This window comes from Spirillospora sp. NPDC047418, assembly GCF_040643275.1.
Lineage (GTDB): Bacteria > Actinomycetota > Actinomycetes > Streptosporangiales > Streptosporangiaceae > Spirillospora.
Genome location: NZ_JBEYTW010000067.1, coordinates 36809 through 48167, shown reverse-complemented (window position 1 = coordinate 48167; position 11359 = coordinate 36809). Strand labels below are relative to the sequence as shown.

Genomic DNA, 11359 nt, shown 5'->3' with positions numbered 1-11359 from the left:
GTAGACCCTTGTGCGAATGCTCGCGGGTGCTAGCCGTTATAAGCCGCTGTTGCGGTACTTCCGTGCTGTACTGCAGCCGCCCGCCCAAGGTCTGGTTTTGGGCTAAACCTAGTCAGACCTGCGTCCCGGCTGCGGCCAGTTGTGCTGATTAACTTCGGCGTCGCCGCCTCCCCCGAGCCGTGCAGCCCTTGCTGGCGAGTTAGCTTGCGAGGCGCTTCCGTGCGCCGGTGAGGTTGACCCGCCAACGGATCATTTCCACGCTGCAGCCGAAGTGATGCGCTGCCTCTTCGAAGCTCATCTTGCGTTTGACCAACCACCAGGCGGCAGCGCGAGGGACCAGAAGAGCGCCAGCGAGGTAGCTGGCCTCGTCCTCTACGTCTTCGTTCCATAGTCGGCAGCCCCGGCGGTCAAGCACGGGCGCCGCCGGGTGAAGCAACAGGCCGTGAGCAGCTTCGTGTGCCACGTTGCTTGCTTGGCGTGCTTCACCATGTGTGTCGTTATGGACGATCACACGTCGAGGCCCGTTAAAGACAGTGAAGGCGGACAAAGCTGTTTGTTCTACTCCGGACAGGAGGGAGACCGCGTCCTGTAGGCCAGGAGTTGACTGGGCGCGGCTGGGTAGTGAACTCAACGTCCAGACTGGGATGTCGAGGTACTCGGCCAAGGTGAAGACGTTAAGCCGATCGACCAGTCTGAGGCCGAGGTCTTCGCGGGTCTCAGCGGAGGTTTGCTCGGCCTCGCTCTTGAACCCGTACCGGTAAGCCATGTTCAGTCCGCCTGTCGCAGGGCTTCGTAGGTGGCCTTGACGACCTTGTCTAGCGCCGTAGCAGCCTCGGGACTCAGGTTGCGGTCGGCTCGCAGGTAGGTCGAGATCATGGCAAGTGGAGCGGTCTCTGTCTTGTTGTGGACGCGGACAACAAAATCATCCGCGTTTAGGCCGCCCCAGTCGACCAGCGCGGCCAGGCTGTCGACATCAGGGCGCTTGCCCTGCGCCAGCCGAGTCAACGTGGACTGGCTGACCATGGCCTGACCTGCTACCTGCTTCCAGTTCAAGCCTCGGTCCTGGCGGGCGGCATCTAGCGCTGCGAAGAATGCTCCGGCGTCGAAGGAGGCGCGCTCTGTCATGAGCTCCCTTTCATTAGTGACGTCTGGTTGCACTGTAGGGATCGCCTGCAGTACGGTTTCACTCTAGACGTCGTCTTGCACTTCAGCAAACGCCGTCGGCGGTCCATCGTGGTCTGTGGTGGATGGCCTGCGGGCAGCGAGATACGGCGATGCCCCAGAGGCAAACCAAGGAGGCAAAATGCCGGGGAAGTCCAGCAACAGTGGCGGCAAGCGAGGCCGCAGCGCGATCACGGGGCGCTTCGTGAAGCAGAGCACCGTGAAGCGGAGTCCCAAGACGACAGTCAACGAGTCGACCAAGCCGAAACGGAAGAAGTAACTGCTCGCCTGGTGGAGCCGGCTCCCTCTCGCGATCCCCCTTGCGGCGCGTAGGGAGCGCCGAAACACTCTCAGCAAGCGAGACCGGCTCCTCGCTCGCTCAGGGAAGGATCATGAACCCTAACCAAGCTCCACCTAACTACACCAGGGTGCGGCTGGAGTGCCGAGGCGATCATGCCGCCATCTCGTTGTGCGTCCGAGTCGAGAGAGGGGTGCCCTCCCAACTCCGTTGTCAGCCAGGAGGCTCCGTAACCGTAGGGGGAGGTTCTCCTGTGTGTCCCGGTTGTTCAGGTCTCCTGCAGAACGGTGCGAAGCTGCAGGAGATCGTCAACGACGCCACCCGCCGCGGCTGGGGCGACCACATCAAAGCGGGCGCAGTCATCATCCATTGCGGCTAGACGACAACAAGACGCAACTACCGTCAGCAAGTTCTAGATACCCCACGATGCGGACAACGAGCCGGGTGGCTGTGTCGTCAGGATCACCGGCACCCGGTCGGCACCTAGCCTGGGCGTACAGCGGGCGCCTGCAGAACGGCGAGACCGAACCGCCCGAATACCTGGCCTCGGCCGTCCGCTGGCTGGAGCGGAACACGGTCGACATGGGCGACCTCGCGCCCGACCGACAGGGTCCGCAACTCGCGCGGCAAGTCCTCGACCGGCTGAGCCGTCGCCAGGACGGCTCTCCGGCGGCGGGCAGCACGGCGACGCGCAAGCGGGCGACCTTCAACAACGCCATGGAGTACGCCTGTGAGCGGCGCGTCCTGCCGGTCAACCCGCTGACCCTGGTGAAGTGGACTCGGCCGCGAGTGGCGCAGACGCTTGACCTCCGGGTGGTCGCCAATCCCGACCAGGCGCGGCGGCTCCTCGACGCCGTCCGGTGCCAGGGCAAGCGCGGTGAGCGCATGGTGGCGTTCTTCGCCGTCATGTACTACGCCGCGCTGCGGCCAGAGGAAGCGGTGGACCTGCGACGGGATGCCCTCGTGAGCCTGCCTGATGACGGCTGGGGCGAGATGCGGCTGACGCACGCCGAACCGCGTAGCGGCTCCCGGTGGACCGACAGCGGCAAGCCTCGGGACAGGCAGCCTCTCAAGCACCGGGCGCCCGGCGAGACCCGGCCCGTGCCGATCCATCCGGAGCTCGTCACGCTGCTGCGCCATCACATCAAGGAGTTCAACATCCCGGCCGGGGGCCGGCTGTTCGTCGGGCCGCGTGGCGGGATCATGACTGACCGGACGTACCTTGGGGCCTGGCACAAGGCGAGGGCGGCGGCGCTCAGTGAGCGTGAGGCAGCCTCGCCGTTGGCCAAGACGCCGTATGACCTTCGGCATGCGGCCGTGTCGACGTGGCTCGGTGCGGGCGTCCCTCCGGCTCAGGTCGCCGAGTGGGCGGGGCACAGTGTGGCCGTCCTGCTGCGCGTCTACGCCAAGTGCGTGGCCGGTCAGGAGGAGGATGCCAAGCGCCGAATCAGCGAAGCGACCAGGCCAAAGACGCCATAGAACTTCGGCACGTATTCGGCACAGCCACCCGTAGAACGCCGTAAACGATCAGAGACAGCCGGACACAACGAGAACAGCCCCTGACCGCGTTGTTGCTGGTCAGGGGCTGTTTCTGCTGGTGTGGCGGGTCCAGGATTCGAACCTGGGTAGGCTAAGCCGACGGATTTACAGTCCGCTCCCATTGGCCACTCGGGCAACCCGCCGCGCGATGGCACTGGAAAGAATAGCGGACGTCGGGAGTGGGTGTGACATCGAGGCGCGGGGTCGGGGGCGTGGGCTTGATCGTTTGGAGTCGATACGCTCTGGGGATCGGGAAGTTGCTGCTGAGGGGATGTGTGGGCCGTGGCCGACTCGTCGTTTGACATCGTGTCGAAGCTCGACCGGCAGGAGGTCGACAACGCGCTGAACCAGGCTGCCAAGGAGGTGGCCAACCGGTTCGACTTCAGGAACGTGGACGCGGGGATCAAGTGGTCCGGTGAGACGATCGAGATCCAGGCGAACACCGAGGAGCGAGCCAACGCGGTGCTGGACGTGCTGAAGGACAAGCTCGTCAAGCGGGGCATCTCACTCAAGGCGGTCGATCCGGGTGAGCCGAAGCTGTCCGGGAAGGTGTACAAGCTGGGCGTGGGGCTCAAGGAGGGCATCGCCCAGGAGGACGCCAAGAAGATCGGGAAGATCATCCGGGATGAGGGGCCGAAGGGTGTGAAGGCCCAGATCCAGGGGGACGAGCTGCGGGTCAGCTCGAAGAAGAAGGACGACCTGCAGGAGATCATCTCGCTGCTCAAGGGCAAGGACCTCGAGGTTGCCCTGCAGTTTGTGAACTACCGCTAGATCTCTGAGAGCGCGCCGGCCCCATCCCCCGCAGAAGGGGGCCGGCGTGCTCTCGTGTTCTATGACGCGGGCGAGGGCGAAGTGGTTCGGGGCAGTTAGCGGCGGCCGGCCATGCGTTCCAGGCGGGCGATGCGGTCGGCGGTCGGCGGGTGGGTGGAGAAGAGCTTGCCTATGCCGGCGCCTGAGAAGGGGTTCGCGATCATCAGGGAGCTGGTGGTCGCCAGTTCGGGGTCCTGGGGTAGCGGCATCGCGCGGGTGCCGGCGTCGATCTTGCGGAGGGCCGAGGCCAGGGACAGCGGGTCGCCGGTGAGGAGGGCGCCGGCGGCGTCGGCGGAGTACTCGCGGGTGCGGGAGACCGCCATCTGGACGACCGCGGCGGCGACCGGGCCCAGGACGAGCATCAGGAGGGCGCCGAGGATGCCGGGGCCGTCGTCGTCCTCGGAGCGGCCGATCGGGAGGAAGATCGCCAGGTGGGAGAGGTACGTGATCACTGTGGCGATCGCGGCGGCGACGGATGAGATCAGGATGTCTCGGTTGTAGACGTGGGACAGTTCGTGTCCCAGGACGGCGCGCAGTTCCCGTTCGTCCAGGATGTGCAGGATGCCGCGGGTGCAGCAGACGGCGGCGTTGCGCGGGTTGCGGCCGGTGGCGAACGCGTTGGGCTGGCGGGTCTCGGAGATGTAGAGGCGCGGCATCGGCTGCCGGGCGGAGGTCGAGAGTTCCCGGACGAGCCGGTAGAGCGTGGGGGCCTCGACCTCGCCGACCGGGTGGGCGCGCATGGAGCGCAGCGCGATCCGGTCGCTGAAGAAGTAGGCGACGCCGTTGGTGCCGAGGGCGATGACCAGCGCGATCGTCAGCCCCATTCCGCCGCCGAACGCCCATCCGGCGACGAGCATCAGGGCGGACAGCGCGGCGATCAGTGCTGCCGTCTTGACGCCATTGCTTCGCAATTCCGTTGCCTCCCCGTCGACTCCGGCATGAACATCAACGGTTTGACCTGGGTGAACGTTCCCAGTCAGGTGGCCTGCGACACCGTCTGCAGGACGATCTGCGGGGCCGCCGACAGGACGATCGCCCCGGCGGCGGTTGCGATGATCGCGGCGCGCGCGGGCAGCCCCGGCGCGACGTCGAGCTCGTCCGAAGGCGAAGGCGACGGCGTGAACAGGCGGACGGCCCAGGCCAGGTAGTAGTACAGGCCGATCACCGTGTTGATCGCCATCACGACCGCCAGCCAGGTTACGCCGCCCGCGACGGTCGCGCGGAAGACGACGACCTTGGCGAACAGACCCATGACGCCGGGTGGCAGGCCGGCGAGGCAGATCAGGAAGAAGGCGAGGGCGGTGGCGGTGGCGGGGCTGCGGCGGGCCAGGCCGCGGTAGTCGTCGAGCGTGCGGCGGCGGTGGTAGCCGATGACGACGGCGAACGCGCCGAGGTTCATGACGGCGTAGAGGGCGACGTAGGCGGTGGTGGCGGCGACGGCCTCGGGGAGGCGGTGCGAGCCGACGGCCAGGGGCGCGAGCATGTAGCCGGACTGGGCGACGGACGACCAGGCCAGCAGCCGGATCGCGGTCCGCTGGCGGAGGGCCAGCAGGTTGCCCAGGGTCATGGTGAGCGCGGCCAGGACGGCGATCACCGGCCCCCAGACGTGGCCGTACGCGGGCAGGCCCAGGGCTAGGACGATCGCCAGGCCCGCGAAGCCTGCGGCCTTGGACACCACGGACAGGAACGCGGCGACGGGCAGCGGGGCGCCCTGGTAGACGTCCGGTGCCCAGAAGTGGAACGGGACGGCGGCGACCTTGAACGCGAACCCGGCGAGGACGAGGAAGGAGCCGACCGACGCGATCGGGTCCAGGTCGGCGGGCAGCCGGGACAGGGCCGCGGCTATTCGGTCCAGGTGCATCGCGCCGGTCGCGCCGTACAGGAGGCTGATTCCGAACAGCATGATCGCGGTGGAGACGACCGATACCAGGAACAGTTTCAGTGCCGCCTCGGACGCCTTTCCGTCGTAGCGGCGGAGGGCTGTGAGTGCGAACACCGGCAGCGACAGCGTCTCGAGTGCGACTACCAGCAGGACCAGGTCGCGGGCGGCCACCAGCGCCAGAGCGCCGATGACGGCGGAGAGCAGGAGGAAGTGGTACTCGCCTACCGGCATCTTCGAGTCGGTGATCTCGCGCAGTGACAGGAGCACGACGATCGCTGCGGCGCCTAGGACGATCCCCTGGAAGAGGAGTGTGAAGTCGTCCGCGACGTAGGAGCAGGAGCGGGGGCCGCCGGCGCGCAGGCCGTCCGGGAGGCAGAACGTGGCGCGGCGGTCGCCGGAGGCCAGCGCGATCACGGCGATCAGCGCCGCCAGCAGCGATCCCGCCGAGAGCAGGGAGAGGACGCGCCGGGGCGCGTCGAACGCGTCCGCCAGCAGGAGGCCGATCGCGGCGATGGCGAGGATCAGCGGCGGCGCGATCGCCGCGTAGTCGATGCCCTGGATCATCAGCCGCCTCCGAACAGTGCGCGGACGGGGCCGGTGGTCACGTCCAGCAGGGTCTTCGGCCAGAGGCCGACGAGGAGGGTGAGCGCGACCAGCGGTACCCAGGCCGCGTACTCCTGGACGGAGACGGCGGCGACCGGGCCGCGCGCCGCCGCCTCCCCGGAAGCAGGCCCGTGGGTCAGCTTCGCGAGCATCCGCAGGAAGTAGGTCGCGGTGAGGACGGCGCCGAGCGCGGCGACGGCCATGAACGTCACGAACGTCTCGCGGGGCAGGTCGGCGTGGGGGCGGTACGCGCCGATCAGGGCCAGTACTTCGCCCCAGAAGCCGGCTAGGCCGGGCAATCCGAGCGACGCGATGGACGCGAACGTCAGGATCGAGGCCAGGCGCGGGGACGTGCCGAGCATGCCGCCGCCGATCGCGGCCATGTCGGTCGTCCCCCAGCGCTCCTTGACCGACCCGGCGAGGAAGAACAGCAGGCCGGTGATCAGGCCGTGCGCGATGTTGCCGAACAGGGCGGCGTTGATCCCGACCGGGGTGAGCGTCGCAATGCCGAGCAGGACGAAGCCCATGTGCCCGACGGACGAATAGGCGATCATCCGTTTCAGGTCGCGCTGCGCGAGGCAGGCTAGTGCGCCGTAGATGATCCCGATGACGGCTAGGAGGCCGAGCCACGGGGCCCAGAACGCGGCGCCGTCCGGGGCGAGCGGCAGCGCCACGCGGACCAGCCCGTACGTGCCCATCTTCAGCAGCACGCCGGCGAGGAGGACGGAGCCGACGGTCGGCGCCTCGGTGTGCGCGTCCGGCAGCCAGGTGTGCAGCGGCCACATCGGTGCCTTGACCGCGAAACCGACCCCCATCAGCGCGAACGCCGTGATCTGGATGCCGCGCGTCAGCCCGGACCCGTGCCGGTCGGCGAGCGCCGTCATGTCGAGGGTGCCGGACGTCGCGCCGACCAGCAGCATCCCGGCGAGGAGGAGGCCGGAGCCGAGCAGCGTGTAGAGGATGAACTTGTAGGCGGCGGCGCGGCGTCCCGTCCCGCCCCACAGCATGATCACCACGTACATGGGGACCAGGACGGTCTCGAAGAAGACGAAGAACAGCACGAGGTCGAGGGCGACGAACGTGCCGAGCATCCCGGTCTCCAGGACGAGCAGGAGCGCGGTGAGCAGCCGGGTCCGGCCGCCCGCCGGCGGGTGCCGCAGCGTGTAGAGGAAGCACAGGAACGTCAGCAGCGCAGTGAGGACGACCAGCGGCAGCGAGATGCCGTCCACGCCCAGGTGGAAGCGCAGGCCGATCGCGGGCGCCCAGGGCCGGTCGATCTCCAGTTGCATGCGGGACGTCGCGCCGAAGTCGAACGCGGTCAGCGCGGAGATCGCGACCAGCAGCGTCGCGGCCGACACGGCGGTGCCGAACGCCCGGACGGCGAAGTCCGTGCGCAGGAACCGGTTCGCCGGGACGAGCAGCGCCAGCGCCCCGAACAGCGGGATCGCCGTCATCAGCACGAAGATCAAAGGAAGATCACCACCCCGGCCACGATGACGACGACGCCGGCGAGCAGGCCGGTGAGGTAGGTCTGCGGGTTGCCGTTCTGCGGGAGGCGGAACAGTTCCGCGAGGCGGCGGGCGCCGTGTCCCGTGCCGACGACGGCGGCGTCCACGCCGATGCGGTCGAACGTCACGACGTAACGCGCAAGGGCCTTGACCGGACGGACGATCGCCGCCGCGTACAACTCGTCCACGAAGAAGCCTCGTGCGAAGACGGGACGGACCGGCCCAAGCGCGCGCGCCGGATCCAGTGCCGGGTCACGGTTCCACACCAGGAAGGCGGCACCCGCCCCAAGCGCCACCAGCAGGACGCTGAGCAACGACGCTCCAAGGTGAGGGCGCAGCTCCGAAGCACCGAGCCCGAAGAATCCAAGGATCGCGGCAGGGACGGCCAGTGCCTCGATCGTCCACGTCATGACACGCGACGGGTCGCGCACCTCGTACGACCCGCGTGTTTCACCGAAGAACGTCATCAGCCACATGCGCATCGCGTAAGCCGCCGTCAGGGCGACCGTGGCCAGCAACCCCAGATACACCAGCCACGCCACCCCGCCCGGCAGCGTGTGGGGCTCGTTGGTCCCGAGCACGAAGCCCTCACCGCGCTTGACGACGAATGACGTGTGGACGAGTCCGCCCAGCTCGCCGCCGTGCAGGGCCGAGTGCTGGGCGGCTTCGATGATGGAGTCCTTGGAGAACCATCCGCTGAACGGCGGGACGCCCGCGAGCGCGGCCAGCCCGACCGTCATCGCCCCGAACGTGATCGGCATGCCGTGCCGGAGACCGCCGTAGTCGCGGAGCATGTTCGATCCGGCCGTCACGATGACGCATCCGGCGGCGAGGAACAGCAGTGCCTTGAACGCGCCGTGCGTGAGCAGGTGGAAGACCGCCGCGGACTTCGCGCCCACGGCCAGCCCGGCGGCCATCACCGCCAGCTGGCTGATCGTCGAGTACGCCAGGACGCGTTTCAGGTCGTCCTGCGCGAGGGCCGCGCACGCCGCGCCGACCATGGAGATCACCGCCATGAGGGCCAGCACGGTCAGTGCGCCCGGCGCGGCGAGGAAGACGGGGTTCAGGCGGGCGATGACGTAGACGCCCGCCGCGACCATCGTCGCGGCGTGGATCAGCGCGCTGATCGGAGTCGGGCCCGCCATCGCGTCCGGGAGCCAGGTGTGCAGCGGGAACTGCGCGCTCTTGCCCGCGACCCCGGCGAGCAGCAGCAGCGCCGCCGCGGTGACCGTCGAGCCGGGCAGCTGCCCCGCCCGCGCGACGATCTCGGTGATCTGGAACGTCCCGGCACCGACGCCGAGGACGATCACGCCGATCAGGAACCCGGCGTCGCCGAGCCGCGTGACGAGGAACGCCTTGACCGCCGCCCGCGAGTTCGCCCGCTCCTCCCAGTGGTGCCCGATCAGGAAGTACGAGCAGATGCCCATGACCTCCCAGCCCACGTACAGCAGCAGGAGGTCGCCCGCGTAGACGACCAGCAGCATCGCGGACGTGAACAGCGAGATGAACGCCGCGTAGGACGAGTACCGCCGGTCGCCGCGCATGTAGGCGACCGAGTACACCTGGACGGCGAGGGCGACGCAGCACACCATGAGCGCGACCACGGCGGACAGGCCGTCCACCTGCAACCCGACCTCGACCGGCACCGACCCCGTGTCGACCAGCGAGAGGACGCCCGTCCGCGGCTCCGGATCGCGCCACGCGACGAACGCGACGACGGCCGACAGCACCGTCGAAACGCCGACCGGGACGCAGGCGATCACCCCCGGGCCGCCGCCCGGCAGGCCGCGCACGGCACGGGTCAGGGACGGGCCGAACAGCATCCCGGCGAACGCGGCGAGGAACGGCGGCAGCGCCACCAGCGAGGCGAGCCAGATCATTGCGCGTCGACCGCCTCGGGCTCCGATTCGGGCTCGGATTCGGGCTCGGCCGGACGCGGCCGGGGCCCGTCCTCTTCCGCGAGCGTCCGCAGGCGGTCGACGTCGATCATCTTCCGGTTCCGGAACACCAGCAGGACGATCGCCAGCCCGAGCCCGATCTCCGCCGCCGCGATCACGATGGTGAACAGCGTGAGGACCTGCCCGCCGTGCAGCTCGTCCTGGTACCAGACGTCGAACGTGACGAGGTTCAGGTTGACCGCGTTCAGCATCAGCTCGACCGACATCAGCACGAGGATCGCGTTGCGGCGCGCCAGCACCCCGTACACGCCGACGGAGAACAGCAGCGCGGCGACGACCGTCGGGTAGGCCAGGTGCATCAGCCCTCCTCCCCCTCACCAGGGCCGGACGCTCCCGGGCCGGAGGAGGCCGGGCCGATGTCGGAGCGCGACAGGACGATGGAGCCGACCAGAGAGGCCAGCAGCAGCACCGACAGCACCTCGAACGGCAGCACCCACGTCCGGAACACGGCGGCGCCGAGCTCCTCCGCCGACCCGCCGCCCGCGCGCAGCGGCATCCGCTCGTCCCGGAACCCGATGACCATCACCGTCACCAGGACGGCGGCCGTGCCGGCGGCGACGGCCAGGGCGGCCCACCGGTTGCCGGAGTCCAGGTCGGCGGACTCCCCGATCGGCGCCCGCGTCAGCATGATCCCGAACAGCAGCAGCACCACGATCGCGCCGACGTAGATGAGGACCTGCACCCAGGCGACGAACTCCGCAGTCAGCACCAGGTAGCCGCCCGCGAGCGCGCCGAACGACACGACCAGCCACAGCGCCGCGTGGACGAGCCGCCGCGTCGTCACGACCAGGATCCCGGACCCGACCGCGACCACGCCGAGCAGCGTGAACACGACCTCCTGGCCGCTCACCGGCCCGGACCCCGGCGCGCCGCGCGGTCCGCCGCCTTCTCCGCCGCGGCGATCTCCTTCGGCGGTTCGGCGGACGGGTCGTGGGCCTGCGGCGGCGGGACGGTCCACATCCATTCGCGGAGCCGCTCCTTCTCGTGGGTCAGCTCGGCGATGTCGTACTCGGCGTACTCGAACTCCGGCGACCAGAACAGCGCGTCGAACGGGCACACCTCGATGCAGATCCCGCAGTACATGCACAGTGCGAAGTCGATCGCGAACCGGTCGAGGACGTTGCGGGTCCGGGGACGTCCGCCGCCCTCGGCCGGGAGGGTCTCCTTGTGGGAGTCGATGTAGATGCACCAGTCGGGGCATTCGCGGGCGCACAGCATGCAGACGGTGCAGTTCTCCTCGAACAGCGCGATGACGCCCCTGCTGCGCGGGGGCAGATCGGGTCGCACTTCGGGGTACTGACGCGTTATGGACCGCCGCGTCATCGTCCGCAACGTGACCGCCAGCCCCTTGGCCAGCCCGCCTCCTGGTAGCCGTCCCACCCGCCCCATGATTGCGTACGACGGGCGCGGGGGGAACGCGATGCGCTCGGCATTCGTCCTACCTGGAGTAGGCCGTGTGGTATCAGGCGCGCTTACGGGCAGGGAGGGGTTGTGAGCCATCACGCAGACCGCCCGTTCGATCCCGAGCCGGGCCGCCGGCCGCGTCCCGCCCCGGGCCAACCGCATCAGGGGCACACGCAGCCGGTCCGCCGGCCGGGGT

The 11359-nt window shown here is 68.9% G+C and carries 11 protein-coding genes and 1 tRNA gene; 2 read left to right on the top strand and 10 right to left on the bottom strand.

Translation table 11 applies throughout. The annotated features are described in order from the left end of the window. Positions 1-199 precede the first annotated feature (199 nt). Positions 200-766, bottom strand: coding sequence for an ImmA/IrrE family metallo-endopeptidase (locus ABZ806_RS31850; RefSeq protein ID WP_500221137.1), 567 nt, complete (start codon positions 764-766; stop codon positions 200-202). A 2-nt stretch (positions 767-768) separates the two neighbouring features. Further along, positions 769-1125, bottom strand: a complete 357-nt coding sequence (locus ABZ806_RS31845; protein ID WP_500221136.1) for a helix-turn-helix domain-containing protein — start codon at positions 1123-1125, stop codon at positions 769-771. A 760-nt stretch (positions 1126-1885) separates the two neighbouring features. Here ABZ806_RS31845 and ABZ806_RS31840 point away from each other — a divergent pair. Beyond that, complete coding sequence (locus ABZ806_RS31840; RefSeq protein WP_500221135.1) at positions 1886-2938, top strand: tyrosine-type recombinase/integrase; 1053 nt, start codon at positions 1886-1888, stop codon at positions 2936-2938. Positions 2939-3059: 121 nt separating this feature from the next. Here ABZ806_RS31840 and ABZ806_RS31835 read toward each other — a convergent pair. Further along, positions 3060-3141 (bottom strand) — tRNA-Tyr (locus tag ABZ806_RS31835). A 139-nt stretch (positions 3142-3280) separates the two neighbouring features. Here ABZ806_RS31835 and ABZ806_RS31830 point away from each other — a divergent pair. Further along, a complete protein-coding gene (locus ABZ806_RS31830; protein ID WP_500221134.1) occupies positions 3281-3769 on the top strand; it encodes a YajQ family cyclic di-GMP-binding protein in 489 nt (162 codons plus the stop codon). Between the two features lie 95 nt (positions 3770-3864). On the opposite strand, the gene htpX is transcribed toward ABZ806_RS31830, so the two are convergent. The 7 genes from htpX to ABZ806_RS31795 form a co-directional block, all read right to left on the bottom strand. Next, positions 3865-4719 carry a zinc metalloprotease HtpX gene (gene htpX / locus ABZ806_RS31825; protein ID WP_500221133.1) on the bottom strand — a complete coding sequence of 285 codons (855 nt, stop codon included), beginning with the start codon at positions 4717-4719 and terminating at the stop codon, positions 3865-3867. Positions 4720-4784: 65 nt separating this feature from the next. Continuing rightward, positions 4785-6254: an NADH-quinone oxidoreductase subunit N gene (locus ABZ806_RS31820; RefSeq protein WP_500221132.1), complete on the bottom strand. Its 1470-nt coding sequence runs from the start codon at positions 6252-6254 to the stop codon at positions 4785-4787. Continuing rightward, entirely contained in the window at positions 6254-7747 is a 1494-nt protein-coding gene (locus ABZ806_RS31815) for a complex I subunit 4 family protein (protein WP_500221131.1), read from the bottom strand. Before ABZ806_RS31815 ends, ABZ806_RS31820 begins: the two co-directional genes overlap by 1 nt. Positions 7748-7758: 11 nt before the next feature. After that, a complete protein-coding gene (locus ABZ806_RS31810) occupies positions 7759-9681 on the bottom strand; it encodes an NADH-quinone oxidoreductase subunit 5 family protein (protein WP_500221130.1) in 1923 nt (640 codons plus the stop codon). After that, positions 9678-10058, bottom strand: a complete 381-nt coding sequence (gene nuoK / locus ABZ806_RS31805) for an NADH-quinone oxidoreductase subunit NuoK (protein WP_500221129.1) — start codon at positions 10056-10058, stop codon at positions 9678-9680. Before nuoK ends, ABZ806_RS31810 begins: the two co-directional genes overlap by 4 nt. Further along, positions 10058-10609, bottom strand: a complete 552-nt coding sequence (locus tag ABZ806_RS31800; protein ID WP_500221128.1) for an NADH-quinone oxidoreductase subunit J family protein — start codon at positions 10607-10609, stop codon at positions 10058-10060. The genes nuoK and ABZ806_RS31800 overlap by 1 nt, the downstream gene beginning before the upstream one ends. Beyond that, positions 10606-11046 (bottom strand): 4Fe-4S binding protein, encoded by a 441-nt coding sequence (locus tag ABZ806_RS31795; protein ID WP_500221127.1) that lies wholly within the window; start codon positions 11044-11046, stop codon positions 10606-10608. Before ABZ806_RS31795 ends, ABZ806_RS31800 begins: the two co-directional genes overlap by 4 nt. Positions 11047-11359 lie beyond the last annotated feature (313 nt).

What these genes read in the sequence shown, in the direction of transcription:
- ABZ806_RS31850 (WP_500221137.1), bottom strand. Translation starts at nt 766, where the DNA reads ATGGCTTACCGGTACGGGTTCAAGAGCGAGGCCGAGCAAACCTCCGCT.
- ABZ806_RS31845 (WP_500221136.1), bottom strand. Translation starts at nt 1,125, where the DNA reads ATGACAGAGCGCGCCTCCTTCGACGCCGGAGCATTCTTCGCAGCGCTA.
- ABZ806_RS31840 (WP_500221135.1), top strand. Translation starts at nt 1,886, where the DNA reads ATGCGGACAACGAGCCGGGTGGCTGTGTCGTCAGGATCACCGGCACCC.
- ABZ806_RS31820 (WP_500221132.1), bottom strand. Translation starts at nt 6,254, where the DNA reads ATGATCCAGGGCATCGACTACGCGGCGATCGCGCCGCCGCTGATCCTC.
- ABZ806_RS31815 (WP_500221131.1), bottom strand. Translation starts at nt 7,747, where the DNA reads ATGACGGCGATCCCGCTGTTCGGGGCGCTGGCGCTGCTCGTCCCGGCG.
- ABZ806_RS31810 (WP_500221130.1), bottom strand. Translation starts at nt 9,681, where the DNA reads ATGATCTGGCTCGCCTCGCTGGTGGCGCTGCCGCCGTTCCTCGCCGCG.
- nuoK (WP_500221129.1), bottom strand. Translation starts at nt 10,058, where the DNA reads ATGCACCTGGCCTACCCGACGGTCGTCGCCGCGCTGCTGTTCTCCGTC.